The sequence below is a fragment of the Acidovorax sp. 100 genome, from assembly GCF_003688355.1.
Taxonomy (GTDB): Bacteria; Pseudomonadota; Gammaproteobacteria; order Burkholderiales; family Burkholderiaceae_C; genus Acidovorax; species Acidovorax delafieldii.
On record NZ_REFD01000001.1, the window covers coordinates 373,751 to 400,000 of the forward strand.

The window sequence follows — 26,250 nt, forward strand, 5'->3', positions numbered from 1 at the left end:
TACGCTGTGCTCACCCGACCTGCGAGGCTAGAGGCTATCCAAACATGAGTGGGTCGCACCATAGATTTGCCTGTGCGCGACCCTTTTAATGTGGGCGTTCAGCTGCAAAACTTGCGCTTCCCGAAGCTCATCCGTGTGAAGATTCAGCGGTTGATCTATATCGTCAATAAAGACGGCGAATCTAGGAGAAATGGGATAGTAGATCGCCATGTGTATAGGCGGCAAACCATCACCTTTTCCGTAGAGGTTTACAACGGGTTGATCGCCCGTGATGAAGGGGCGGTCAGTGTTGTTCCGAACCACTCGTACTGGGGCGCTTGCTCGGGCGGCATAAATAGAAAACCCCACATTCGCAGCGTAGATGTGGCTTTGGATATTCCAAGAATTCGAGGTGAGGTACTCGCTCTCATCCATCATTTTCATGCGAGACAGCACCCGCTCCTTAAGACCTTTCGTCCGGAACATCTGAACCGCGAGGAAGTAGCAGAAATGAAGGAGTTCCGAGCCATCTGGCAGTATCTGAATGTCGCCGCTTCGTAGCGCGTTGAGTGTTTTCAGCGCTCTCGCTTCGACACGTGCGTGGTAGTCCTCCTCTGCCTGTATCTGGTCCTTACGTACTGCTGCCTCGGAGCCGATACCACTGGCGATACCATCACTCGTGGAACGAGGGCGATGCTCAACTGAGAACATTCGAACAAAGTTCTCAAGTGCTGCTCTTGATTGCTGGGGTGACGATTCGATCAAGCGCTCAAGCAGTGCGATATCTCCAGCCGTCAATGTGTTGAGCTTGTAGAAATCTGTCTCAACCGCCGCATGCCTCGGATTCAACTTGAAGATTCTCTCTGGATCACGGCAGTAGAGTTGGCCCCCATTCGTCCAAGCTTCAAGGTAGTGCCGCCAAACATGGTGTTGGCGTCGCGTTACTTGACGTGTCATGAGTCCCCCGCAGTACCTTCGCGCATGCTAAAGACCGGGCGAATCAATACCGCTCAGGCTATTGCGGTGGAGGTTTCGCACACAGCATCCAGCACCACCTCCGTCGCCACATCCGCCCCCAGGTTCACCAACCGCTTGCGCATGCAGATCACCGCCTTGTCCTTGCTCAACAAAATTGCCCGGTGCGCCGCCGCCAGGTCGATGAACTTCTGGTCGTCCGCGTCCTTGCATACGTAGGCCACCTTGGGTGCGATGCCTACCAGACGTGCCTGCGCATCAAACGCTGCCAGCACCTGTACGGCATTCACGCGGTAATAGTCCATGCGCTCTGCGATGTGCGGGTAGGCCAGCACACGCTCCAGCTCATCACGCATGACCTGCGTGGCAATCCAGGCCAGACGCCCCCGGGCCAGCAGCGTGCGAAGGGGGACGGTGCGCGGGTCGCTGAAGATCAGCAGATCCAGCGCCACGTTGGTATCCACCACCACAGGGCGCGCAGGCTCGTCCGCCGGGGCCTCGGCGGGCAGGGGCAGTTCAACCTTCATGGCCTGGGCCGCCGTCGGGGGCAGGCTTGGTAGCCCGGTCGCGCACAGCACCCTTGATCATGTCGAAGCGGAACATGCGGCATTCAATGGGCCCGTTCCACATGGGCACGCGGCGCGATTCCTTCAGGCGCATCTTGCCGGGCAGTTTCAGGTCGGGCGTGAGCATCCAGGCCGTCCAGCCGCTGTAGTTCTTCTTCCAGTGCGTGGCCAGCTGGCTGAAGAACTCGCCACCGTCTTCGGTCTGTGCCTCTTCGCGGCCCACGGCCATGCCCTGGGCGCGGTCAGCCGCGCGTTCGCTGGCGTTGCGGCCGGCAGTGCCGGCGGCGGCAATGCGCTCGCCGTAGGGTGGGTTGAGCAGCATCACACCGGGTTGCTCACAGGGCGGCATGCGCTGCAGGGCGTCGCCGCCGCGCAGCTGCACGGCGTCGGCCACGCCCGCGCGCTCGGCGTTGCGCTGCGCAAAATCAACCATGCGGAAGGCGACATCACTGCCAAACAGGGGGACAGCGCTAGTGCATATTGCACTTTCAGCTTCGTTTTTTATAGCACTCCAGACATGGGCCTGGAACGGCAGCAGTTTCTCGAACGCAAAGCGCCGCAGCATGCCCGCCGGGATGCGGCAGGCGATCTGTGCGGCCTCGACCACGATGGTGCCGCTACCGCAGCAGGGGTCGTACAGGGGCTGTGGGTTGTCGCCATGCGGGTCCCAGCCGCTGGCGGCGATCATGGCGGCGGCCAGGGTTTCCTTGAGCGGCGCGTCGCCCTTGTCCTCGCGCCAGCCGCGCTTGAACAGCGGCTCGCCCGAGGTGTCGATGTAGATCGTGGCCTCGTCGGTGGTCAGGTGCAGATGAATGCGCACATCGGGCCACTGGGTGTTCACATCGGGGCGTACGCCGCTCTTGTGGCGGAAGCGGTCGGCCACCGCGTCCTTGACCTTGAGGCCCGCGAAGTTCAGGCTCTGCAGCGGGCTGTGCTGGGCCGTCACCTCGACCTTGAAGGTCTGGCGCGTGGTGAACCAGATCTCCCAGGCCACATCGCTGGCCATGGCATAGAGGTCGTTCTCAGACCGGTACGGGCGGTGCGCCAGCTGCACCAGCACGCGCTGGGCCAGGCGGCTGTGCAGGTTGAGCTGCATGGCCTGGCGCCATGAGGCGCGCAGCAGCACGCCGCCCCGGCCCACCAGCAGGTCTTGCCCCGTGAGGCCGGTGATGCCATGCACCTCGTCGGCCAGAAAGCCCTCCACACCGGCGGCGCAGGGGAGAAAAAGTTGGAGTTGGTTCATGTCGATGGGGAGGATACGCGCTCGGACAATGCGTGGGAATCCGGCGTTCCCGCGCGGGCCAGCAGCAGCTGACGGATGGAGTCTGGGATGGGAGCAACCTTGCGGCTGGCCTTGCCGATGAAGACGATGCCGATCTTGCCGCGCGCCACCTCACGGCCCGTGGCCTTCTCGGTCATGCAAAAAACCAAGTCAAAACCGTAGCGATTGAAGTCCGCAGACGCCATCTCCACCCGCATGGTTTCGCCATGGAAACCTTCGGACTTGTACTGCGCCAGGATATCGCCCACCACGATGGACAGCCCGCCCACATCCGCCTCGGGGTAGCCGAGTGACTGAAAGAAGCGCACCCGCGCTTCGGACACCAGGCTGAGCAACTGCGCGTTGTCCAGGTGCCCGCCCTGGTTCACGTGGCTGATGTATATCTGCAGTTCGGTGGCAAAGCCGAAGTGCGGTGGGAGGTCGAAGACGATGCGGGCCATGGTGGGCTGCGGTGGCTAATACGGAAACAACAAAAAAGGCTGCGGCAGCGCAGGCGCGCAGCGCGCCATCTGCCGGAGTGACTACAACGCCTTGCGCAAATTCGCCGGCGCGATCTTGAGCGCCTCGCGGTACTTGGCAACGGTGCGGCGTGCGCATTCGATGCCCTGCTCCTTGAGCATCTCGGCGATCTGGCTGTCGGACAGCGGCTTGGCCGGGCTTTCGGCGGACACGAACTGCTTGATCAGTGCGCGCACGGCCGTGCTGGACGCATTGCCACCGGTCTCGGTGCCCAGGCCAGAGCCAAAGAAGTACTTCAGCTCGTAGGTGCCGATCGGCGTGGCCATGTACTTGGCCGTGGTCACGCGGCTGATGGTGGACTCGTGCAGGCCCAGTTCGTCGGCGATGTCGCGCAGCACCAGGGGGCGCATGGCCAGCTCGCCGTGGGTGAAGAAGTTCTTCTGGCGCTCGACGATGGCGCGCGAGACGCGCAGGATGGTGTCAAAGCGCTGCTGGATGTTCTTGATAAACCAGCGCGCCTCCTGCAGGCGCTGCTGCATGCCCTGGTGGCCTTCGCCGCCCTTGTGGCCACGCAGCGCGCCAGCGTAGATGTCGTGCACGCGCAGACGGGGCATCACGTCGGGGTTGAGCTGCACGATGAAATTGTGCTGGCCGTCCCGCCCGTTGGCGCGGCCGGCTTTGCGCACGATGACGTCGGGGATGATGATGTTGCGCTCTACGTCGGCAAAACGGCGGCCAGGGCGAGGCTCCAGGCGGGCGATGAGTGCCATGGCAGACCGGGTGCGTTCTTCTCCGGCCACGCCACCTTCGCTGCACAGCTGCGTCAGGCGGCGGATGTCGCGGCGGGCCAGCATCTCCAGCGGCTGCTGACAGATGCGCAGCGCGGTCTGCACGGTCTCGGGGTCGGCGTCGCTGTCTTCGTCGGCCGCCAGCGCGGTGAGCTGCAGCGTCAGGCATTCAGCCAGGTTGCGCGCGCCCACGCCCACGGGCTCCAGGCTCTGCAGCAGACGTTGGGCCATGGTGAAGCGGTGCACCAGTTCTTCGATCTGCTCCAGGTCGTCGGGCCCGGCCAGGCTGATGGCCAGCTCTTCAAGCGACTCTTCCAGGTAGCCGTCGTCGTTCAGCGATTCGATGAGAAAACGCAGCGCGGCCGTGTCCACTTCAGACAGCCGCAGCGACAGTGCCTGGCGGTGCAAAAAGGCGGTGAGCGATTCGTGCGAACGGGCCAGCTCGGTGGCGTCGGCCTCGTCGCCTTCCGCATCGTTGCGGGTGCGCGCCGGGGCGTCGCCACCCCACTCGGCGTCGTTGGGCGCCATCTCGACGGTGCCGTCACCGCTCCAGTCGGGCTCGTCGGCGCCTCCACCGGGGATTTCAGCCTCGTTTTGGCTCTCAGCGCTAGTACTGCTTGCGCTGAGAGCTCCTGAAAACATAGCATCATCAGCACTGTAGTCGTCGGCCTGCGCGGGCGTGTCGGCGGCTTCCAGGCCAAACTCCTCGCGCGGTGCTTCGTCGGCATTGCGTTCGAGGAACGGGTTTTCGTCGAGCATCTGCTCGACTTCCTGCGAGAGTTCGAGCGTGGACAACTGCAGCAGCCGGATGGACTGCTGGAGCTGGGGGGTCAATGCAAGGTGCTGCGAGACGCGCAGCGACAGTCCAGGCTTCATCACATGCGGAAATGCTCGCCCAGGTACACGCGGCGTACTTCGGCGTTGTCCACGATCTCGGAGGGCGTGCCCTGCGCCAGCACGCGGCCGTCGCTGATGATGAAGGCGTGGTCGCAGATGCCCAGCGTCTCGCGCACGTTGTGGTCGGTGATGAGCACACCAATACCGCGTGCCTTGAGGAAGCCGATGATGCGCTGGATCTCGATCACTGCGATGGGGTCGATGCCGGCAAAAGGCTCGTCCAGCAGGATGAAACGCGGCTGGGTGGCCAGGGCGCGAGCGATCTCGACGCGGCGGCGCTCGCCACCGGACAGCGCCAGCGCGGGCGAGGCACGCAGGTGGTCCACACGCAGCTCTTGCAGCAGTGCCGTCAGGCGTTCTTCGATGGCGTCGCGCGATAGCGGCTGGCCGTCATCGGCGCGCTGCAGTTCCAGCACCGCACGCACGTTTTCTTCGACAGTGAGCTTGCGGAAGATCGAGGCTTCTTGCGGCAGGTACGACAGACCCAGCCGCGAGCGGCGGTGGATGGGCATGTGGGCCACCGAGTGGCCGTCGATGCGAATATCGCCTGCATCGCTGCGCACCAGGCCCACGATCATGTAAAAGGATGTGGTCTTGCCCGCGCCGTTGGGGCCGAGCAACCCCACAACCTCACCTTTTTGCACCACCAGCGACACATCCTTGACGACCTTGCGGCTGCCATAGGATTTGGCCAGATGCTGTACCTCCAGGCGGCTACCCGCCTGGGAGTCAGGACCGGGACTCACAGCAGGCCCGCTCACTTGGCGCCGCCGCCAAGGCTGTTGCTGGGGCGCAGCGCCGGTGCGGGCGCGTCAGGCACTGGGGCCGGGGCTGCCGCGCCAGGCGGAGGGTCTTTGGGCGCCAGCACGGCGCGCACGCGACCACCGGGCGCTGGTGTGTCGCCCGCCGCGACAGAAGAGGCTGGTGCCTTCTGGCCATCGACGGTGAACACGTCGGTGAGGTTGTTGTAGACGATCACGGCGCCGGTGATCTCATCGTTCAGCACCGAGCCACGGTAGCGGCGGAGTTCGGCGCGGGTGATGAAGCGCACGTTATCGGCCTTGCCGTCGTATTCGATGACTTCGCTTTCGCCTTCGATGAACTCGTCAGGCGCCCCCGCCACGGTGTCGCGCTTTTGGCGGAAGAACGCCCGTTTGCCCGCCTCGGCCGTGACCACGCCGTACTGGTAGCCGTCGGCGTCCTGGCGCACATCCAGCCGCGCGCCGCGCAGCACGATGGTGCCCTTGGTCATCACCACGCGGCCCGAGAACACGCTGGTCTGCTTGAGTTCATCGTGGCGCAGGGCGTCGGCCTCGATGTTCATGGGCTTGGCACGGTCAGCCTTTTCGGCATGTGCCATGCCCGCGAGGCCGGTCAGGGCTGCGAGCACAAGGAGGGGAAGTAGGCGGTGGGTCATAGGGCACGAATCTTGCAATGATTGTAGCCACCCGATGGTACCCACCCCGAAAAAAAAGCCCGCGTCAGCGGGCCTTTGGGACAACTTGCCGACAGGGTCGGCACATCGTCAGGCTTTGCGTGCCGTGGCCGCCAGGTATTCGACCACCTGCAACACGGTTTGCATGCTGCCGGCCATTGTGCCGTCGGTGTAGTACTTGCCTGCCACACCCATGGAAGGCACGCCCTCAACACCGTACGAATCTTGCAGCTGCGAGGCGCGACGCACCTGGTTGGCCACGCTGAAGGAGCCGTAGACCTCCTTGAACTTGGCCGCATCCACGCCCTGCTGGGTCACCCAGGCCAGGATTTCGTCGTCCTTGGCGAGCTTGGCCTTTTCCACGTGGATGGCACGGAAGACCTTGGCGTGCAGGGCTTCGAGCTTGCCCATGCCTTCGAGCGTGTAGTACAGCTTTTGCTGGGGCACGAAGCTGGCGTTGAACGCCACGGGCACGCGGCGGATGGAGAGATCCTTGGGCGCAGCCTTGACCCAGGCGTCCAGCGTGGGCTCGAAGGCGTTGCAGTGGGGGCAGCTGTACCAGAAGAACTCGATCACATCGACCTTGCCGGCCGGCGCATCGGGGGCGACGGGCTTGTCCAGCCGCTTGAAGTCCTTGCCCTCCTTGAACTGGCGGGCTTGCGCCATCGCGGGGTTGGCCACTGGCAGCGTCAGGGCAGAAGCGGCAACCGCCGAGGCGGCGGACAAAGAAAACTCACGGCGTTTCATGACAAAGACTCTCCTGGTTCAGGTATGCGGGATGTGAGACATCCCTTTACAAAAAGTTCAGCCGTGGTGGTGGCGCTGTATGCGCAGGCCCCTGTTCACAGCCACAGGCCGATCAGCGCTGCACACGCACCAGCGCCGATTCCAGCCCGGCGCCATCGAGTTTCTCTTTAAGCACTTCGGCATCGTCACGCTTGGTGAAGGGACCGATGCGCACCCGGAAGACCGCCCGGCCATTTTGCTCACGCTCGCTCACGCGGGCCTCCCAGCCCAGCATGGCCAGCTTGGCGCGCTGGGCGTCTGCGTCGGCCTGGGTGCGGAAGGCACCCGCCTGCACAAAGTAGTCAAACGGGTCCACGCTGCCCTTGGCGGCTGCCTTGGCCACGGCCAAGTCGCCCAGCGGGTCTGCACCCGGCTTGCTCTCGGCCTTGGCCTCGGCTTTCGCGTCTGGCTTGCTCGCGGCAGGCTTGGCGGCCGATGCGGCGGCGCGCACCTCAGGCGCTGGTGCCGATGCAGGGGCTGACGCGGCTGCCGCCACCGCTGGTGCCGCAGGGCGGGCCGGGTTCTTGCCATACAGCGGCGAGTTCGGGTCCCAGTTCTTGTTTTTCTGGGACTCCGCTGCGTCCAGGTCGGCACCGCGGCCATTGCCCTTGTTCAGGAAGGGCACCGGCACCTTGGTCACGTACACGGCCACGGCCAGCGCCGCGCCCAGGCCCACGATGACCCCGACGATGAAGCCGACAATGGTCCCGCCCGTCTGTTGCTTTTTCATATTGGTAGTAACTGCTTACATTCTGGCCGGGGCCGACACGCCCAGCACGGCCAGGCCATTGTGCAATACCTGGGCGGTGGCAGCGACCAGCGCCAGGCGCGCCTTCTTCACAGCCTCGTCGTCCACGAGGATGCGCTCGGCATCGTAATAGCTGTGGTAGCTGGCGGCCAGGTCGCGCAGGTAGAAGGTCACGTCGTGCGGCGCCTCGCCTTCGGCTGCGGCGGTGAGCATCTCGGGGTACTTGGCCAGTTGCAGCATCAGCGCCTGGGCCTGCGGGCCTTCGAGGGCGGACAGGTCCACATCCTTGAGCGAAGCCACACCACCACCGCCCGCCTCTTGCCACGCACGCAGCACCGACTGGATGCGGGCATGCGCGTACTGCACGTAGTACACGGGGTTGTCGTTGTTCTGTGCCACGGCCAGGTCCACGTCGAAGGTGTACTCGGTGTCGGGCTTGCGGCTGAGCAGGAAGAAGCGCACCGCATCCTTGCTGGTCCACTCGATCAGATCGCGCAGCGTGACGTAGCTGCCGGCACGCTTGCTGATCTTGACCTCTTCGCCGCCCTTGACCACCCGCACCATGGTGTGCAGCACGTAGTCGGGGTACCCCTTGGGGATCCCTACATCGGCCGCCTGCAGGCCGGCGCGCACGCGGGCGATGGTGCCGTGGTGGTCCGTGCCCTGGATGTTGACGACCTTGGTGAAGCCGCGCTCCCACTTGGCAATGTGGTACGCCACGTCGGGCACGAAATAGGTGAAGGTGCCGTCCTGCTTGCGCATGACGCGGTCCTTGTCGTCGCCGTAATCGGTGGACTTGAGCCACAGCGCACCGTCCTGCTCGTAGGTCTTGCCGTTGGCTACGAGCTTGTTCACCGTGGCCTCGACGCGGCCGCTGGTGTACAGGCTGGATTCGAGGTAGTACTCGTCGAACTGGAGGTTGAACGCCTGCAGGTCCTTGTCCTGCTCGTTGCGCAGGTAGGCCACGGCAAACTGGCGGATGTTGTCGTAGTCCTCCACATCGCCGTTGGCCGTGAACTCGCGGTCGTCGGCCTTCACGGTGGCCTTGGCCTTGAAGGCCTCGGCGATGTCGGCGATGTAGTCGCCGTTGTAGAAGTTCTTGGCCAGCGGGTTCTCGCTGTCGGTGGGCCAGCAGTCGTCGCCGGGTTTGAAGCCCTTGGCGCGCAGCTGCGTGCTCTTGGTCAGCGTGTCGATCTGTACGCCTGCGTCGTTGTAATAGAACTCGCGGTGCACCTTCCAGCCCTGGGTGCTGAACAGGTTGCAGATGGCATCGCCTAAAGCGGCCTGGCGGCCGTGGCCCACATGCAGCGGGCCCGTGGGGTTGGCCGACACGAACTCGACCAGCACCTGCTGGCCGTTGCTGGCTTGGTAACCAAAGCGCTCGCCCGCAGCCAGCACCTCACGCACCACTTCCTGCTTGGCGGCGGGTTGGAGGCGGATGTTCAGAAAGCCCGGGCCCGCGATTTCAATGGCGGACACCCAGCGCTGAAAGGCGGGCGTGGCTTCGAGTGCGGTCTTGAGCTGTTCCCCCAGTGCGCGCGGGTTGAGCTTGAGGGGCTTGGCCAGTTGCATGGCCGCGGTGCAGGCGAAGTCGCCATGGGTCGCCACCTTGGGAGATTCAAAGGCCGCCTTGGCGCCAGCGCCGGGGGACAGGTTTTCCAGCTCGGCTGCGAGCGCAGCGAGCAATTCATTTTTGGCTGTGAGCATCGGTGGATTTTACGGGTCTGCCAGCAGCAGGGCGCCAGACGCGCCGCCAGGAGGCATCCCGCAGCCAAAGGCACAATGGGCCGCAATGCCCTTTCAACCGGAGATTGCGCGTGCAACCCCAGCCCATCCTGCTCTATCGGCGCCGCTGGACCCTGGTGTTTCAGGTGCCTTTTGTGCTGCTGATGGCGGTATGCCTGGCCTTCTCGCTGTACTGGGCGTCTGTATCGAACGACCGGCTGCTCACAGCCCTCTGCCTGTGCGCCGCATTCGTCTCGTTCTGTGTGGGCGGAACCCTGGGCCGGTCCGCCCTGGAGGCCTACCGGGAGCAAGACCCGGCGGTGGTCATTGACGCCACCGGCATCACCGATCTGCGCCAGGACGACCCGCACACCGTGACCTGGGAGGCCATGGAACGTGTGCACCTGGACGACTACGAAGGCGTGATCCTGGTCAAGTTGCGCCCCGGCCACCGGGACTCCGCACGGGGTGTGATCGTCAAGGCACTCAAACGCTGGCAGCAACGGGGGGATGTGGTGTTTGCCCTGGGTGGCCTGGCGCACGACCCCCGGCAGATCCACAAGGCACTGAAAGCCTTTCATGCAGCCGCGGCCACCAGGCCACGCGCAGGGTTGTCATGACTTGTTCGCGTTGTCGCAGGCCATGTTCTATGGTGCAATGCCACCGGGACCCCCCATAACGCATTCACACCAGGAGATTCCATGAAAAAGCTTCTTTCCCTGACTGCACTCGGCCTGGCGCTGACACTGGGCTTTGGTGCCCACGCCGCCGAAGACGCCAAGGCCCCTACCAAACAGCAATCGAAAATGGCGACCTGCAACAAGGACGCTGGAGACATGAAGGGCGACGAGCGCAAAGCCTTCATGAAGACCTGTCTGAGCAACAAGCCCGCCACCCAGCAAGACAAGATGAAAACCTGCAACGCCGATGCCAAGGCCAAGACCCTCAAGGGCGACGAGCGCAAGGCCTTCATGAGCGATTGCCTGAAGAAGTGAAGTAAGTTCATACCCGGTGCAGCGCCACCGGCTCAGACAAAGAAAAGCCCGCCGGCATCAAGCCGGGCGGGCTTTTTTTATCGGGGGGGTATTTGCGCTTACCAGCCGCGCGCCCAGAACACCGCAATCACAGCCACCACGGGCAGCACATGCGACTGGATCATCACCAGGCGGCGGACCCGCGCGACCTCTGCGGCGGGCGGCAGCGCACCGGTGCTGCGCAGGTTCTGGCGCCAGCGGCGGAACGCGGCCGAGGGCACAAACGACAGCAGGACCATGGCCAGCACCAGGGTGATCTTGATGTGAAAAAGGGGCTGCGACAGGTACCAAGAAGCGCCCTTCACGCCCCAGATCAACCGGGCCACACCGCTCCCAATCATGACCGCACCGGCCACACCGTAGATCACATCCAGTCGGGCCAGGCGCTCGACCACGGCGGCGTTGAGCCACTCGATACGGCACAGCGCCGCCTGGCTGGACAGAAAAACCACAAAGGTCAGGATGGCCAGAAGGTGAAAGGCAGCCAGGATGGCTTCGAGGGTCATGGTGAGGATTCCTTGTAGCGCCCGAGGCCACTGCGCCGCGCCAAGCGCTCACAGTGCCGTCCGGCAGGGCCACCATTGTGCGCGATGGCGTGGGCTCAACGCGCTCAAAGAAAAACGGCGCGGGCCCGAAAGCCCGCGCCGCAGAGAGCGCTGTTGCAGCAGGTGCCAGCGATCAGGCCACGGTGCGCGCCACCGTCGCCACAGGCACATCCACCGGCACCACGGGGGCCGAGGCCGCAGGCGCTGCGAGCGGCAGCGGATGGCCGTTCATCGCCGCGTCCAGGCGGTCCTGGTCCAGCGCGTTCTCCCAGCGGGACACCACCACGGTGGCCACGGCATTGCCGATGAAGTTGGTCAGCGAACGGCATTCGCTCATGAAACGGTCCACACCCAGAATCAGCGCCATGCCAGCCACGGGCACTTCGGGCACCACCGCCAGGGTGGCGGCCAAGGTGATGAAGCCCGCGCCCGTAACACCCGCCGCGCCCTTGGACGACAGCATGGCGACGAGCAGCAGCGCCACCTGGTGGCCCAGCGTCAGTTCGGTGTTCGTAGCCTGGGCAATGAACAGTGCGGCCAGCGTCATATAGATGTTGGTGCCGTCCAGGTTGAACGAGTAGCCCGTGGGCACCACAAGGCCCACCACCGACTTGCTGCAACCGGCCTTTTCCATCTTTTCCATCAGCGATGGCAGGGCGGATTCGGACGACGAAGTGCCCAGCACCAGCATCAGCTCGGCCTTGAGGTAGCGGATCAGCTTGAACACCGAGAAGCCACACAGGCGCGCCACCAAGCCCAGGATCACCACCACAAACAGCAGCGAGGTGACATAGAACGAGCCCACCAGCCACGCCAGATTGACCAGCGAGCCCAGACCAAACTTGCCAATGGTGAACGCCATGGCGCCAAACGCCCCCAGGGGCGCGGCCTTCATCACGATGCCCACCACCTTGAACACGGGCGTAGTCAGCGCGTCCAGAAAGTTCAGCACCGGACGGCCTGCCTCACCCACCATCGCCAGGCCAATGCCGAACAGCACGGCCACCAGCAGCACCTGCAAGATGTTGTCGCCCACGAACGGGCTCACCAGCGTCTTGGGGATGATGTCCATCGCAAAGCCCGTGAGCGTCATCTCATGCGACTTGGCCACGTAGCCCTTCACAGCCGTCTGGTCCAGGTCGGCCACATTGATGTTCATGCCCGCGCCGGGCTGCACCACGTTGGCCACCACCAGGCCGACCACCAGGGCCAGCGTTGAGAAGAACAGGAAGTACGCCATGGCCTTGCCGAACACGCGGCCCACGGTGGAGAGCTGCGACATGCCAGCGATGCCGGTCACGATGGTCAGGAAGATCACCGGAGCGATGATCATCTTGACCAGCTTGATGAACGCGTCACCCAGCGGCTTGAGCGCCTCGCCGTAGGACGGCTCGAAATGGCCCAGCAGAACGCCCAGGACGATGGCGAACACCACCTGGAAGTACAGTTGCCGATAGAAAGGCAGCTTCAAGGTCGAGGCTGCGGGAGCGGAATGGTTGTGCATGGAACGGGTCTCCTGGGGTCACGGGTCTGCACCACCGGGGTGCCTCCGGCGCGCGTCAAGGGTGCCGTTTGTACCGCTGCACTTTGTTTCAGCCGATAACCTATTGGTATTAGTCGAGAGCGGCTTCATAGGAGAACGCGTGCACCAAATCAGGGTAACTACTTAGTCCCCAGCCTGGTGCAGCACACTCCCACCCGCACCCAATTGGCCTTGGTGCCGCACAACCACCCCACTGGATTCCCATGCCCACACCCCGCCTTCGCCAGTTCTGGACGCTGCTCATCCTGCTAGCAGGCACGGTGGCCAGCATGTTCGCGGCCGGCCAGTGGGCCTGGCACCGGTCCTTGCTGGACGAAAGCGAGAGCGTGCAGCGCCAGCTGGCCCTGTACGGGCAGACGCTGGCCCAGCGCATCGACCGCTACCGCACCCTGCCCGAGGTGCTGGCCCTGGACGCGCAACTGCAGGACGCCCTGCGCCGCACCCTGAGCACCGACGAGGTAGCACAACTCAACCGCAAGCTGGAGCAGGCCAACGGCGCCAGCCAGTCCTCCACCCTCACCTTGCTCAACCGCGACGGCCTAGCCGTGGCCGCCAGCAACTGGCGCACGGTCACCAGCAACGTGGGCGTGGACTACAGTTTTCGCCCCTACGTGCAGCAGGCGCTGGCCCAGGGGCGCGGCAGCTTCTACGGCATTGGCGTGACCACGGGCGAGCCGGGCTACTTCCTGTCGCAGGCCATCCGTGACGACAGCGGCCACATCCTGGGGCTGGTGGCCATCAAGATTGCGCTGCAGGAGCTGGAGCGCGAATGGCTGCAGACACCCGACATCGTGCTCGCGTCGGACGCGCATGGTGTGGTCTTTCTCGCCAGCCAGGACGCCTGGCGCTACCGCCTGCTGGAGCCGCTCGACGACGAAGAGCGCCGCGAGCTGAACGCCACCCGGCAGTACTCCGACCAGCCGCTGCGCCCGCTCGACGTCCGCGTGGACGACCGCCTGGACAACGGCGGGCGGCTGGTGCGCGTGCAACCGTCCGCCGACATGCCCGCCCCGCCCGGCCGCATGCTGTGGCTGACCCAGCCCCTGCCCGGCACGCCCTGGCAACTGCACCTGGTGCACACCACCCACAGCAGCATTGCCGACAGCCGCTGGGCGGCCGCAGCCGGGGGCGGCGGCTGGCTGGCTCTGTCGCTGCTGGTGCTGTTTGTGCGGCAGCGCCAGCGCCTGGCCCGCCTGCGCCAGCGCAGCCGCCAGGAGCTGGAGACCGTGCTGCAACAGCACGCGCAGGAGTTGCGCACCGCGCAGGACGGCATCGTGCAGGCGGCGCAGCAGGCCGACATGGGCCTCTCCCGCAGTCTGGAACACCTGCCCCAGGGGGTGGTCATCATCGACGCCGACCTGAAGCTGGTGGCGTGGAACTCGCGCTATGTGCAGCTGTTCCGCTACCCCGCCGACCTGATGCAGGTGGGCCGCCCCATTGAAGACCTGATGCGCCACAACGCACGCCGGGGCCTGCTGGGCCCGGGCCCGGTGGAAGAAGCCATCGAACGCCGCCTGGCCCACCTGCGCAGTGGCACCCCCCATCTGCACGAAAGCGCCAAGGACGACGGCACGGTGCTGGAGATCCGGGGAAACCCGCTGCCCGAGGGCGGCTTTGTGACCAGCTACGCCGACATCACCAGCTACAAGAACGCCGCACGCGAGCTGCGATCGCTGGCCGACGCGCTGGAGCAGCGCGTGGCCGACCGCACCCGCGACCTGGATGCCGCGCGGCGCGAGGCCGAGCAGGCCAACCGCTCCAAAACCCGCTTTGTGGCCGCCGCCGTGCACGACCTGCTGCAGCCCCTGAACGCCGCGCGCATGTTCACCTCGCTGCTGCGCAGCCATCTGCCGGGCGACGCCGAACGGCACGCCGTGGACAGCATCGACGGCGCCCTGGCAGCGCAGGACGCCATCCTCAACAGCCTGCTCGACATCTCGCGCATGGAGTCGGGCCAGTTCGACGTGCACATCCACGACGTGGCGCTGGGCCCGCTGCTACAGGTGCTGGGCCACAACTTTGGCGTGCTGGCCGAAAGCCAGGGCCTGCAACTGCGCTGCGTGCCCACGCGCGCCGTGGTCCGCACCGACGACAACCTGCTGCGCCGCATCTTGCAGAACTTTGTCTCCAACGCCATCCGCTACAGCCGGCGCGGGCGCATCGTGGTGGGCTGCCGCAGGGTGGGCGACCACCACCTGCGCATCGAGGTGCACGACCAGGGCCCCGGCATCCCCGAGGCATTGCAGCGCGAGATCTTTGAAGAATTCCGCCGCCTGGACGAAGGCCGCGCCGACGACCGGGGCGCAGGCCTGGGCCTGGCCATCGTCGAACGCCTGGGCCGCTTGCTGGGGCACGAGATTGGCCTGCGCTCGCAACTGGGGCGCGGCAGCCTGTTCTGGGTGTGTGTGCCGCTGGGCAACCCCGTCGCCGCGCAGCAGGCTGCGCCCCCCGCCACCACGCAGCAACCCGCCGACGACGCCCCCCTGCAAGGCAGCAGCGCCTGGGTCATTGATGACGACGGCCCTACCTGCGCCGCCACGCAGGCCCTGCTGCAGCGCTGGGGCTGCACGGTGCCACTGGCCGCTGGCGCGCCCGAGGCCCTGGCCGCCGCCCAGCCCGGCCAGGCGCCGCAGCTGGTGCTGCTGGACGTGCACCTGGGCGCCGGCCTCCACGGCCCTGAAGTGTTCGCGCAGCTGTGCCAGCGCTGGGGCCAGACACCCGCCGTGATCCTGGTCACCGCCGAACGCGATGCCACCCTGCGCCGCCAGGCCGCCGAACGCGGCTGGGGCTTTCTGGCCAAGCCGGTGCGCGCCCCTGCGCTGCGGGCGCTGGTGAGCCAGACGCTGCTGAGACAGGGAGCATCCCCCTGAGCCGCTGCGCGGCGGGGCGGCGGGGCGGCCCTTGCACGGCGCCTCGCGCAGGGTGCTGCGCCCGGTTGGAGAGGCTGCGCTCGTCGCTACGCTTTTAGCAGCTGCCAGGGCTTGTTGAATAAGCGACAGCGGCCGTTTTGATGCTGAGCTCCACCTCAGGAAGACACGCCGTCTTCCGTCTCCAGGCTTTTCACCAGCACCGCCGCCTGCGTGCGGCTGTAGCACGCGAGCTTTTTCAGGATGGCGGTGACATGCACCTTCACCGTGTTCTCGGCCAGGCCCAGCGCGCTCGCAATCTGCTTGTTCAGCAGGCCATCGGCCAAACACAGCAGCACGCGGAATTGCTGGGGCGTGAGCTGCGCGAGCCGCGCGGCCAGCTCGGCGTCGGCCTCGGAGCGTTCGGCCGCCATGGGCGGGAACCAGCTGCCGCCGTCGAGCACGGCCTGGATGGCGTCGCCCATGGCGTCGGCGGGCGCGGACTTGGGGATGAAGCCCGCAGCACCAAACTGCTGGGCGCGGCGGATGACGCGGGGGTGGTCGTTGGACGAGATGATGACCACGGGCAGCTCGGGGTATTCGCCGCGCACATGCAGCAGGGCCGAGAAGCCGCGCGTGCCGGGCATGCTCAGGTCCAGCAGCACCAGCTCGACTTCGGGGTGGTCCTGCAGCGCCTGGCCCAGCGTGGCGGCGCTGGCCGCCTCCAGCGTGCGGAACTGCGGCAGCCGCTCGCGCAGCACGTGCAGCACAGCCGCACGGAACAGCGGGTGGTCGTCAGCAACGAGGAGTGTGGGCGCGGTGGACATGGAGTGTTGTGCAGTCTGCCACGGGGGCCATCAGCCGCCGGCCTGCGGGCCTTTCCAGAACGCGGGCTGTGCGTACTGGTGCTTGAGGTGTTCGATCCACAGCCGCACCCGCAGCGGCATGTGCTTGCGCTGCGGAAACACCACATAGATGCCGTTGGGCGGCGCCGCAAAATCGTGCAGCACCTCCACCAGCCGGCCTGCCGCGATCTCGGCCTCCACCTCCCAGGTGCTGCGCCAGGCAATGCCGTAGCCCGCCAGGCACCAGTCGTGCAGCACCTGCCCGTCCGAGCAATCGAGAGGGCCGCCGGGCTTGAGGTGGATGACCTCGGTGCCACCGCCTTCGACCGGCATGCGGAACGCCCAGCCCCGTGTTTGCGAGGCCTCGCTCGACAGCGTGAGGCAGTCGTGCTGCACCAGCTCGCTGGGGTGGCGCGGCGTGCCGTGACGCTGCAGGTAGGTGGGCGTGGCCACGCACAGACGGCGGTTGTCGGCAATGCGCACGCTCACCAGCGACGAGTCGGGCAGGTCGCCCACGCGCACGGCGCAGTCATAACCCTCGCCCGCCAGGTCCACCACGCGGTCGCTGAGGTTGAGCGAGATGGTCACGTCCGGGTGGGCGGTGCGAAAACGTGGCACCAACGGCGCCACATGGCGGCGGCCAAAGCCGGCCGGTGCGGTGATGCGCAAATGGCCCGTGGCCTTGACGCCCCCTTCGGACACGCTGGCCTCGGCATTGGCCACGTCGGACAGCAGGCGCTGGCAGTCTTCCAGAAACGCACTGCCCTCGTGCGTGAGGCTGATGCGGCGCGTGGTGCGCACCAGCAGTTTCACGCCCAGGTGTTCTTCCAGCGCATCGAGCCGCCGCCCCATGATGGCCGGCGCCACGCCCTCGGCCTTGGCCGCAGCGGTGAGGCTGCCGCGTGTTGCCACCGACACAAACGATTCGAAGGCCTTGAGTTTGTCCATGGGCGCTGATTATGCGGATAAAGCGGAGAAGGGCCTGGTGACGGACTTGGGCACGGCCTGTGATCGGTTTTGAAGCCAAACAGGCCGCATGCGCTAGTGGAATATGCTTGAGCAGCTACATAAATGATAGTGAACCAGCATCACCCCCACTTCACACCAGGCGCGACTTGAGGAACCCCACGGTGCCATAGCGCTTGACCTCGGTGTAGAGGTCGCGCGTGAGGCCCTGCACCATGGCGGTGTAGGCGTCGGCCAGGTCGGGGGCGATGGTGAAGTGGTCGTAGTTCACGATCACGCCCACGCGCTCGCCCTGTGCGGCGAGCGGGGCGAGCAGGCGGCGCACCTCCTGCTCGATGGCGTCGATGGTGCTGGCGGTGTTGATCTGCAGCCCCGAGAAGTCGATGTGCAGCAGCTGGCGCGCGGCGTCCAGCTCAAAGCGCTGCACCAGCGGGCGGTTGAGCAGCTGCTCGCGCAGGCCCAGCGGGCCGGGCTCGAACAGGCGCAGGTCCATGGTCTGCAGGCCGGGGCTGATACGTGGCGTGAATGCCATGTGGGCCAGCACGTCGCGGTGCAGGTCGATGCCGGGCGCCAGCTCGATGAGTTCCAGCGCGCCGCCGCCATCCGCCTCGCCCGAGGGCACCAGGCGGAACACGCAGCGCTCGGTGACATACAACACGCGCTGGCCGCGCCGCAGGGCTTCGGCGCCGCTGAAGGTGCGGTGCTCGACTTCGCGCACCAGCTTGCGCGCGCCGCCTTCGTGCAGGATGTGCAGGTGGCCGTCCACCGCCTCCACCTGCAGCGCGCCGGCCGTGAAGGTGCCGACAAACACCACGGTCTTGGCGTTCTGGCTGATGTTGATGAAGCCGCCCGCACCCGCCAGGCGCGGCCCGAACTTGCTCACGTTGAGGTTGCCGTGCTGGTCGGCCTGCGCCAGGCCCAGGATGGCGATGTCGAGGCCACCGCCGTCGTAGAAGTCGAACTGGTTGGGCTGGTCGATGATGGCCTGCGGGTTCACGGCCGCGCCAAAGTTCAGCCCGCCGGCGGGGATGCCGCCGATCACGCCGGGCTCGGCCGTGAGCGTGACGAGGTCGATGATGCGCTCTTCGGCCGCCACGTTGGCCACCCCCTCGGGCATGCCTATCCCCAGGTTGACCACCTGGTGCGGGCGCAGCTCCAGTGCCGCGCGGCGGGCGATGATCTTGCGCTCGGTGAGCGGCATGGCCTCCAGCGTGTCCATGGGCACGCGCAGCTCGCCCGCAAACGCGGCGCTGTAGGGCTCGGCAAAGGTCTGGTGGTGGTGCGCGGGCTCGGTGGCCAGCACCACGGCGTCGACCAGCACGCCGGGCACCTTCACCTGCCGGGGGTTGAGCGTGCCGCGCTCGGCAATGCGCTCGACCTGCGCGATGACCACGCCGCCCGAGTTGCGCGCGGCCATGGCAATCGCCAGCGCTTCGAGCGTGAGCGCCTCGCGCTCCATGGTGAGGTTGCCGTCGGCGTCGGCCGTGGTCGCGCGGATGATGCCCACGTGGATCGGAAAGGCCTTGTAGAACAGGTAGTCCTGCCCGTCGATGGGCAGGATGCGCACCAGGTCTTCGGTGGTGCGCGCATTGAGCTTGCCGCCGCCGTGGCGCGGGTCCACAAAGGTGTCCAGGCCCACGCGCGTGAGCGTGCCGGGCTTGCCCGCAGCGATGTCGCGGAACAAATGCGTGATCACGCCCTGGGGCAGGTTCCAGGCCTCGATCTGGTTGTCCACCGCCAGCTTCTGGATGCGGGGCACCAGGCTCCAGTGCCCGCCGATCACGCGCTTGAGCAGGCCGGCGTGGCCCAGGTGGTTGAGGCCCCGCTGCTTGCCGTCGCCCTGGCCTGCGGCGTAGACCAGCGTGAGGTCGCGCGGGGTTTGGGTCGTTTCCCAGCGCTGGGCCAGCGCCACGGCAATGCTCTCGGCAAAGCCGATGCCCACAAAGCCGCCCGTGGCCACGGTGTCGCCATCGTGGATGAGCTGCACGGCATCGGCGGCGCTCACGATCTTGTTCTTGTGGGCCGCGTTGAGCGCGCTGGCGTCCAGGGGTGCCTGCATGGGTTTGTCTCCCGGTGGGTTTGTTGTGCGCGCAGCGTAGTGGGTAACGGGCGAAAGCACCATTCAGGGTGACTACGGACTGTCACCAGTTTTGCGTAAAAGTCACTGGTTTAGAGATTTTCAGCGTATTTATGTGGGCAAACATTTGCAATACAGTCTGTCCATGGCCTGCTGTTGCGGGCACCGTTTTTCATTGATCTCCGTTTTCACCACTCTTCTTGAGGCACCCCATGACCGAACGCACCCAAGTCCACGGCCTGCAAGTGGCCACTTCCCTGTACCGCTTTGTCGAAGACAAGGTGCTGCCCGGCACGGGGGTGGACGCCACCGCCTTCTGGAAAGGTTTTGACGCCATCGTGTCCGACCTGGCCCCGCGCAACATCGCCCTGCTGGCCGAGCGCGACCGCCTGCAGACCGAGCTGGACACCTGGCACAAGGCCAACCCCGGCCCCATCCAGAACATGGTGGCCTACCGCGGCTTTCTCGAAAAGATCGGCTACCTGGTGCCCCAGCCTGCCGACGTGGAGGCCACCACCACCAACGTGGACGACGAGCTGGCCACGCAGGCCGGCCCGCAACTGGTGGTGCCCATCCTGAACGCACGTTATGCACTCAACGCCGCCAACGCGCGCTGGGGCAGCCTGTATGACGCGCTGTATGGCACGGACGCCATCCCCGAAACCGATGGCGCCGAAAAGGGCAAGGGCTACAACCCCGTGCGCGGCGCCAAGGTGATCGCCTTTGCGCGCCAGGTGCTGGACGACACGGCGCCTTTGGCCTCGGGCTCGCACAAGGATTCGACGGGCTACAAAGTGGAAGGCGGCCAGCTGGTGGTGTCACTCGCCAACGGCAGCACCACAAGCCTGAAGGACGCGTCGCAGTTCAAGGGCTACCAGGGCAATGCCGCCGCGCCGTCGTCGGTGCTGCTGCAGCACAACGGCCTGCACCTCGATATCCAGATCGACCGCAGCACGCCCATCGGCCAGTCCGATGCCGCAGGCGTGAGCGATCTGGTGCTGGAAGCGGCCCTGTCCACCATCCTGGACCTGGAAGACTCCGTGGCCGCCGTGGACGCCGAAGACAAGGTGCTGGGCTACAGCAACTGGCTGGGCATCATCCAGGCCACGCTGACCGAGCAGGTCGCCAAGGGCGGCAAGACCTTCACGCGCGGGCTGAACCCTGACCGTGTTTACACGGCCCCCCAAGGCGGCGAAGTGCGCCTGCATGGCCGCTCGCTGATGTTCCTGCGCAATGTGGGCCACCTGATGACCAACCCGGCCATCCTGTGGACCGACGCGCAGGGCACACAGCGCGAGATCCCCGAAGGCATCATGGACGCGGTAGTGACCACGGCCATCGCGCTGCACGATCTGCAAGGGCACGGCGCCAACGGCATCCGCAACTCCCGCAAGGGCAGCGTCTACATCGTCAAGCCCAAGATGCACGGCCCGGCCGAAGTCGGCTTTGCCGCTGAACTCTTCGGCCGCGTCGAGAAGCTGCTGGGCCTTCCCGACAGCACCGTGAAGCTGGGCATCATGGACGAGGAGCGCCGCACGTCCGTCAACCTCAAGGCCTGTATTGCCGCTGCATCGAGCCGCGTGGCGTTCATCAACACCGGCTTTCTGGACCGCACCGGCGACGAAATGCACACCGCCATGCACGCTGGTCCTATGGTGCGCAAGGGCGACATGAAGACCAGCGCCTGGATCCAGTCGTACGAGAAGAACAACGTGCTCGTGGGCCTGTCGTGCGGCCTGCGCGGCAAGGCGCAGATCGGCAAGGGCATGTGGGCCATGCCCGACCTGATGGCCGAGATGCTCAAGCAGAAGATCGCCCACCCCAAGGCCGGTGCCAACACCGCCTGGGTGCCCAGCCCCACGGGCGCTACGCTGCACGCGCTGCACTACCACCAGGTGAAGGTGAGCGACATCCAGATCGAGCTGGAAAAGACCGATGTGAACGCCGAGCGTGACAACCTGCTGACCGGCCTGCTCACCGTGCCCGTGGCCGCCGCCCCGAACTGGAGCGACGCCGAGAAGCAGCAGGAGCTGGACAACAACGCCCAGGGCATTCTGGGCTACGTGGTGCGCTGGGTGGACCAGGGCGTGGGCTGCTCCAAGGTGCCTGACATCCACAACGTGGGCCTGATGGAAGACCGCGCCACGCTGCGCATCAGCAGCCAGCACATGGCCAACTGGCTGCACCATGGCGTGGTGACCGAAGCCCAGGTGCGCGAGACCTTCGAGCGCATGGCCGCCGTGGTTGACCAGCAAAACGCGGGTGACCCGCTGTACCAGCCCATGGCCGGACACTTTGACACCAGCATGGCCTACAAGGCAGCGTGTGACCTGGTCTTCAAGGGCATGGAACAGCCCAGCGGCTACACCGAGCCACTGCTGCACGCCTGGCGCCTGAAGCTGAAGGCAGCACAAGCGGCCTGATTCCCGATTGCAGGCAGTGCCGTATTCACGGCGCTGACCGCTCCACTTTTGATAGCTGCTAGCGCAATCAACATGTGCGCTAGCAGCTATTTTTATGTCAGGCAGTACTCCGGCTCACCTTGTTCACTTGTGTGAGAAGCGGCGACCGCGTTTGGGGCAAGCTGCGCCGTACACTGGCACCGACGCCCACGCGCTCACTCCTATGCCTGCAGCACCACCTACCCACCCCGCTCCGTCTGCCTGCCCGCTGTGCGGGCAGCCCAATCAGTGCGCTATCGCAGCGGGTCGCCCAGCAGAAAGCTGCTGGTGCATGACGCAGACCATCGACCCTGCGGCCTTGGCCGCTTTGCCACAGGAGGCACGCGGCAAGGTGTGTATCTGCGCGGCTTGCGGCGCGCCGGCACCAGACGCACAGCAACCCTCCGCCGCAGGCCACCCACCTTCGCCGATATGATTTGCGTTTTTCGCTGTCTTTACAGCGCGCGAAGGAACAAGACATGCCCACGTACCACATCGAAATGATGGAAGGCCGCACGGTCGAGCAAAAGAAGAAGCTGGTGGAAGAGATCACCCGCGTATCCGTCGAGATCCTGGGCGGCTCGCCCGAGTCGGTGGACATCCTGATTACGGACGTGAAGCGCGAAAACTGGGCCACAGGCGGCAAGCTCTGGCTGGAGCGCACATCCTGAGTGGTGCAGCCTCCCTCCGTCACTGACCCCGTGGTATCGCCTCTCTGCTGGATCGCTTTATGAGCACCGCTTCGGGGTCTCTGGCCGTATTGCGCGAGCGTTATGGCGAGCGCTACCGGTGGCTGTTGTTGCTGTCCGTGATGGTCGGCACCATGGCCTCCATCATGTCCTCCACCATCGTCAACGTGGCGATACCGGACATGAGCCACTACTTTGCACTGGGCCAGGAGCGCGCCCAGTGGGTCACCTCCGGGTTCATGGTGGCCACCACCGTGTCCATGCTCACCACCCCCTGGCTGTTGTCGCGGTACGGTTACCGCGCGACCTATGTGGGCGCGATGTTGCTGCTGCTCGTTGGCGGCGTGGGGGGCGGTCTGGCGCGCGACTTTGGCCTGGTGCTGGCAGCACGCGTCGCCGAGGGGCTGGCAGCGGGTGTGGTGCAGCCCATCCCGGCCGTCATCATCCTGTATGCCTTCCAGCCCCACGAGCAGGGGCGCGCCAGCGGCATCTTTGGCATGGGTGTCGTGCTGGCGCCGGCCATCGGTCCGAGCATGGGCGGTTTGCTGGTGGATTGGTTTGGCTGGCGCTCCATTTTTTTCATGGTGGTGCCACTCTGCCTGGCCTCCATCTGGCTGGCGTACAAGTTTGTACCGGTCACCGCCCCTGGAGGGGTTGAGGCCAATCGGCAAGGCCAGGCGCTGGACTGGCGAGGCCTTCTGCTGGGCACGGTGGGAACGCTGTGCCTGCTGAACGGCCTGGTGTCGCTGCATGGCGGCTCTCACGTAGAGGCGATGGGCTTGCTGATGGGTGCTGTGGTGGCCGTCGCCTGTTTCATTGCCTGGCAGCGCAGGCTGCTGCGCACCGGGCGCAAGCCGCTCATGGACCTGCGCCTCTTCCAATACCGGCAGTTCGCCATGGGCAGTGTGGTGGCATTCATCTACGGCACCGCCTTGTTCGGCTCTACCTATCTGTTGCCGGTGTTCATGCAACTGGGGCTGGAGCTGTCGGCATCGCACGTGGGCACCCTCATGCTGCCGGCAGGGTTCGTTCTGGCCGCCACCATCGCCATGGTGGGCCGATTGGCGGACCGGCAGCCCACCCATTTGTTGGTCAGCACCGGGCTCGGTTTGCTGGCCCTGTCGTTCGGGCTGATGGTATTTGTGGGCCTTGGCTCGTCGCTGTGGATGCTCGTCGCTTTTGCGATCCTGGGACGCATCGGACTCGGCTTCATTCTGCCCTCGCTGAATCTGGGCTCCATGCGCCCGCTGGACAAGTCGCTGATCTCGCAAGGCTCCAGCGCCATCGGTTTCTTGCGCATGCTGGGCGGTGCCGCCGGGGTCAGCCTGTGCGGCATCGTGCTCGAATGGCGACTCGGCGCACATGGTGCCTCGTTGACGGCCGGAGCAAGCAACCCGGCGCGCATCGCAGCATTCGGTGAAACCTTTTTGATGCTGACTTTTCTGTGCGGGCTGGCGCTGGTGGCCGCCTGGCAGCTGCGCGAGGCGCGGGCAGATTGACAGCAGGCATACCTTGTCCTGATGCTTGAAGGCGGATGCGCGCATTGAGCACCCAAGCCTTTCAAGAAATCAAAGAAACGGAACCTTCGCCATGTGCCAACTCCTCGGCATGAATTGCAATGTGCCCACCGATGTGACCTTCAGCTTTACGGGCTTTGCGCAACGCGGCGGGAAGACAGATCACCATACCGACGGCTGGGGCATCGCGTTTTTTGAGGACAAGGGGCTTCGGCACTTCGTGGACCATCTGGCGGCCGTGGACTCACCGGTGGCCGAACTCATTCGCCGTTACCCCATCAAGAGCCGGAACGTCATCGCCCACATCCGCAAGGCCACCCAAGGCATGGTGAGCCTGCAGAACTGCCATCCGTTCGTGCGTGAGCTGTGGGGCCGCTACTGGGTCTTTGCCCACAACGGAGATCTGAAAGACTTCCGCCCTCGCCTTCATTCGCATTTCCGCCCCGTGGGCGATACCGACAGCGAGCATGCGTTTTGCTGGATCATGCAAGAGTTGGCCAAATCGCACGCCAGCGTGCCTTCTGTTCCAGAGCTGACGCTAACGCTCAAGGAACTCGCTGCCCGCATAGCTACTCACGGCACATTCAATTTCCTGCTTTCCAATGGACAGGCGTTGTGGGCACACGCCTCCACCCATCTGCACTACATAGAACGCCGCCATCCCTTCGGCGCTGCGCAGCTGAGTGACGAAGACCTCCAGCTGGATTTTTCGAAGGAGACTGGCGTGAACGATCAGGTGGCAGTGATCGTGACCAGCCCCCTCACGACCAACGAAACGTGGACGGCGTTCGGCAAAGGTGAACTGCTGGTGTTCGAACAAGGCCGACGGCTGCCTATCTGACGCAGACGATATATCGCCACTGAGAGAGGCTGTGAATATGGGGACGCTCGGAATGGATGCACTTTGGTTCTCGCGAGGTTCTATCGATCAGCGCATGCCGTATCGATTGAAGCGAGTGGGTCCATTCCGACAGTTAGATCTGGAGCTGTGCGGACTGCGTAGATGAGGGGCTTCCTGCGCTTGGCGGTCCGGTAAGTCCGATGCAAACCCAGCGAACTGCGGTACCACAAGCGTTGACCGGCCACAGCCCCTGGCGCATTTCGATGCCGTCCAAAAGCAAAAAACCCCAGTCATATCTGACTGGGGTTTTCTGGGCTGTAAGAGCCTGACGATGACCTACTTTCACACGGGAACCCGCACTATCATCGGCGCAAAGTCGTTTCACTGTCCTGTTCGGGATGGGAAGGAGTGGGACCAACTTGCTATGGTCATCAGGCATAACTTGGTGCTGGGCAGTTTTTGTGAACTGCCTGGCGAATTCATAGAGTCTGGAATCAGATGTTTGTGTTTTGACTGCGTCTAACTTGGCATAACAGACTTTGAGCTTCACGCTGGTTGCGTGTTGGCTATCAAAGTTATAGGGTCAAGCCGCACGAGCAATTAGTATCAGTTAGCTTAACGCATTACTGCGCTTCCACACCTGACCTATCAACGTCCTGGTCTTGAACGACTCTTTAGGGGGCTCAAGGCCCCGGCAGATCTCATCTTGAAACGAGTTTCCCGCTTAGATGCTTTCAGCGGTTATCTCTTCCACACTTAGCTACTCGGCAATGCCACTGGCGTGACAACCGATACACCAGAGGTGTGTCCACTCCGGTCCTCTCGTACTAGGAGCAGGCTTCCTCAAATCTGCAGCGCCCACGGAAGATAGGGACCAAACTGTCTCACGACGTTTTAAACCCAGCTCACGTACCTCTTTAAATGGCGAACAGCCATACCCTTGGGACCGGCTACAGCCCCAGGATGAGATGAGCCGACATCGAGGTGCCAAACACCGCCGTCGATATGAACTCTTGGGCGGTATCAGCCTGTTATCCCCAGAGTACCTTTTATCCGTTGAGCGATGGCCCTTCCATACAGAACCACCGGATCACTATGTCCTGCTTTCGCATCTGCTCGACTTGTCAGTCTCGCAGTTAAGCACGCTTATGCCATTGCACTATCGTCACGATGTCCGACCGTAACTAGCGTACCTTCGAACTCCTCCGTTACGCTTTGGGAGGAGACCGCCCCAGTCAAACTGCCTACCATGCACTGTCCCCGATC

At 64.8% G+C, this 26,250-nt stretch carries 23 protein-coding genes and 2 rRNA genes (1 of these 25 running past the window's edge); 8 read left to right on the plus strand and 17 right to left on the minus strand.

Going from position 1 to position 26,250, the window contains the following annotated elements; all coding sequences use genetic code 11:
* Nucleotides 1–27: 27 nt before the first annotated feature.
* The 10 genes from C8C96_RS01805 to argS all read right to left on the minus strand — a co-directional run bounded on the left by C8C96_RS01805 (nucleotide 28) and on the right by argS (nucleotide 9,622).
* A complete protein-coding gene (locus tag C8C96_RS01805; protein ID WP_121941230.1) occupies nucleotides 28–936 on the minus strand; it encodes a DUF4238 domain-containing protein in 909 nt (302 codons plus the stop codon).
* 53 nt (nucleotides 937–989) lie between these two features.
* The gene (locus C8C96_RS01810) at nucleotides 990–1,481 is read right to left on the minus strand and encodes a putative toxin-antitoxin system toxin component, PIN family (RefSeq protein WP_121941231.1); all 492 of its coding nucleotides are present in this window, start codon (nucleotides 1,479–1,481) and stop codon (nucleotides 990–992) included.
* Nucleotides 1,471–2,763, minus strand: coding sequence for a class I SAM-dependent RNA methyltransferase (locus tag C8C96_RS01815; RefSeq protein WP_121941232.1), 1,293 nt, complete (start codon nucleotides 2,761–2,763; stop codon nucleotides 1,471–1,473). The genes C8C96_RS01810 and C8C96_RS01815 overlap by 11 nt, the downstream gene beginning before the upstream one ends.
* Nucleotides 2,760–3,242, minus strand: coding sequence for a thioesterase family protein (locus tag C8C96_RS01820; protein WP_121941233.1), 483 nt, complete (start codon nucleotides 3,240–3,242; stop codon nucleotides 2,760–2,762). Before C8C96_RS01820 ends, C8C96_RS01815 begins: the two co-directional genes overlap by 4 nt.
* Before the next feature lie 81 nt (nucleotides 3,243–3,323).
* Nucleotides 3,324–4,925, minus strand: coding sequence for an RNA polymerase factor sigma-54 (locus C8C96_RS01825; RefSeq protein ID WP_121941234.1), 1,602 nt, complete (start codon nucleotides 4,923–4,925; stop codon nucleotides 3,324–3,326).
* Complete coding sequence (lptB, locus tag C8C96_RS01830; RefSeq protein WP_121941235.1) at nucleotides 4,925–5,707, minus strand: LPS export ABC transporter ATP-binding protein; 783 nt, start codon at nucleotides 5,705–5,707, stop codon at nucleotides 4,925–4,927. Before lptB ends, C8C96_RS01825 begins: the two co-directional genes overlap by 1 nt.
* Nucleotides 5,704–6,363, minus strand: coding sequence for a lipopolysaccharide transport periplasmic protein LptA (gene lptA / locus C8C96_RS01835; RefSeq protein WP_121941236.1), 660 nt, complete (start codon nucleotides 6,361–6,363; stop codon nucleotides 5,704–5,706). Before lptA ends, lptB begins: the two co-directional genes overlap by 4 nt.
* A gap of 108 nt (nucleotides 6,364–6,471) precedes the next feature.
* Nucleotides 6,472–7,128, minus strand: coding sequence for a thiol:disulfide interchange protein DsbA/DsbL (locus C8C96_RS01840; RefSeq protein WP_056747786.1), 657 nt, complete (start codon nucleotides 7,126–7,128; stop codon nucleotides 6,472–6,474).
* A gap of 112 nt (nucleotides 7,129–7,240) precedes the next feature.
* Nucleotides 7,241–7,897: an SPOR domain-containing protein gene (locus tag C8C96_RS01845; RefSeq protein WP_056747785.1), complete on the minus strand. Its 657-nt coding sequence runs from the start codon at nucleotides 7,895–7,897 to the stop codon at nucleotides 7,241–7,243.
* A 15-nt stretch (nucleotides 7,898–7,912) separates the two neighbouring features.
* The gene (gene argS / locus C8C96_RS01850) at nucleotides 7,913–9,622 is read right to left on the minus strand and encodes an arginine--tRNA ligase (RefSeq protein WP_121941237.1); all 1,710 of its coding nucleotides are present in this window, start codon (nucleotides 9,620–9,622) and stop codon (nucleotides 7,913–7,915) included.
* Nucleotides 9,623–9,732: 110 nt separating this feature from the next.
* Here argS and C8C96_RS01855 point away from each other — a divergent pair, with 110 nt between their 5' ends.
* Together C8C96_RS01855 and C8C96_RS01860 are read left to right on the plus strand one after the other, a co-directional pair.
* Nucleotides 9,733–10,260, plus strand: coding sequence for a hypothetical protein (locus C8C96_RS01855; protein WP_108498289.1), 528 nt, complete (start codon nucleotides 9,733–9,735; stop codon nucleotides 10,258–10,260).
* Nucleotides 10,261–10,341: 81 nt separating this feature from the next.
* Nucleotides 10,342–10,635 carry a PsiF family protein gene (locus C8C96_RS01860; protein WP_056065216.1) on the plus strand — a complete coding sequence of 98 codons (294 nt, stop codon included), beginning with the start codon at nucleotides 10,342–10,344 and terminating at the stop codon, nucleotides 10,633–10,635.
* 98 nt (nucleotides 10,636–10,733) lie between these two features.
* On the opposite strand, the gene C8C96_RS01865 is transcribed toward C8C96_RS01860, so the two are convergent.
* Nucleotides 10,734–11,180 carry a DUF2214 family protein gene (locus C8C96_RS01865; RefSeq protein ID WP_121941238.1) on the minus strand — a complete coding sequence of 149 codons (447 nt, stop codon included), beginning with the start codon at nucleotides 11,178–11,180 and terminating at the stop codon, nucleotides 10,734–10,736.
* 172 nt (nucleotides 11,181–11,352) lie between these two features.
* Complete coding sequence (locus C8C96_RS01870) at nucleotides 11,353–12,723, minus strand: dicarboxylate/amino acid:cation symporter (protein ID WP_121941239.1); 1,371 nt, start codon at nucleotides 12,721–12,723, stop codon at nucleotides 11,353–11,355.
* A 242-nt stretch (nucleotides 12,724–12,965) separates the two neighbouring features.
* On the opposite strand from C8C96_RS01870, the gene C8C96_RS01875 reads away from it, so the two are divergent.
* A complete protein-coding gene (locus C8C96_RS01875) occupies nucleotides 12,966–15,632 on the plus strand; it encodes a PAS-domain containing protein (protein ID WP_121941240.1) in 2,667 nt (888 codons plus the stop codon).
* 155 nt (nucleotides 15,633–15,787) lie between these two features.
* Here the strand turns inward: C8C96_RS01875 and C8C96_RS01880 are convergent, their stop codons facing one another.
* The 3 genes from C8C96_RS01880 to C8C96_RS01890 form a co-directional block, all read right to left on the minus strand.
* Complete coding sequence (locus C8C96_RS01880) at nucleotides 15,788–16,435, minus strand: response regulator transcription factor (RefSeq protein ID WP_056065207.1); 648 nt, start codon at nucleotides 16,433–16,435, stop codon at nucleotides 15,788–15,790.
* Between the two features lie 30 nt (nucleotides 16,436–16,465).
* Nucleotides 16,466–17,401, minus strand: coding sequence for a LysR family transcriptional regulator (locus C8C96_RS01885; protein WP_121941241.1), 936 nt, complete (start codon nucleotides 17,399–17,401; stop codon nucleotides 16,466–16,468).
* A gap of 151 nt (nucleotides 17,402–17,552) precedes the next feature.
* On the minus strand, nucleotides 17,553–19,478 hold the full coding sequence (locus tag C8C96_RS01890; protein WP_121941242.1) for an acyl CoA:acetate/3-ketoacid CoA transferase: 1,926 nt from the start codon (nucleotides 19,476–19,478) through the stop codon (nucleotides 17,553–17,555).
* A 230-nt stretch (nucleotides 19,479–19,708) separates the two neighbouring features.
* Here C8C96_RS01890 and C8C96_RS01895 point away from each other — a divergent pair, with 230 nt between their 5' ends.
* The 5 genes from C8C96_RS01895 (at nucleotide 19,709) to C8C96_RS01915 (ending at nucleotide 24,984) form a co-directional block, all read left to right on the plus strand.
* On the plus strand, nucleotides 19,709–21,919 hold the full coding sequence (locus C8C96_RS01895; protein WP_121941243.1) for a malate synthase G: 2,211 nt from the start codon (nucleotides 19,709–19,711) through the stop codon (nucleotides 21,917–21,919).
* 202 nt (nucleotides 21,920–22,121) lie between these two features.
* The gene (locus tag C8C96_RS01900) at nucleotides 22,122–22,373 is read left to right on the plus strand and encodes a cysteine-rich CWC family protein (protein ID WP_121941244.1); all 252 of its coding nucleotides are present in this window, start codon (nucleotides 22,122–22,124) and stop codon (nucleotides 22,371–22,373) included.
* A 43-nt stretch (nucleotides 22,374–22,416) separates the two neighbouring features.
* Nucleotides 22,417–22,608, plus strand: a complete 192-nt coding sequence (locus C8C96_RS01905) for a 4-oxalocrotonate tautomerase (RefSeq protein WP_015016108.1) — start codon at nucleotides 22,417–22,419, stop codon at nucleotides 22,606–22,608.
* Between the two features lie 59 nt (nucleotides 22,609–22,667).
* Entirely contained in the window at nucleotides 22,668–24,125 is a 1,458-nt protein-coding gene (locus tag C8C96_RS01910) for a DHA2 family efflux MFS transporter permease subunit (protein WP_121941246.1), read from the plus strand.
* Between the two features lie 91 nt (nucleotides 24,126–24,216).
* The gene (locus C8C96_RS01915; RefSeq protein WP_121941247.1) at nucleotides 24,217–24,984 is read left to right on the plus strand and encodes a class II glutamine amidotransferase; all 768 of its coding nucleotides are present in this window, start codon (nucleotides 24,217–24,219) and stop codon (nucleotides 24,982–24,984) included.
* Nucleotides 24,985–25,307: 323 nt separating this feature from the next.
* Here C8C96_RS01915 and rrf read toward each other — a convergent pair.
* Together rrf and C8C96_RS01925 are read right to left on the minus strand one after the other, a co-directional pair.
* Nucleotides 25,308–25,420: ribosomal RNA gene (gene rrf, locus C8C96_RS01920) — 5S ribosomal RNA — on the minus strand.
* A gap of 143 nt (nucleotides 25,421–25,563) precedes the next feature.
* A 23S ribosomal RNA gene (locus C8C96_RS01925) occupies nucleotides 25,564–26,250 on the minus strand; it runs 2,192 nt beyond the window's last position.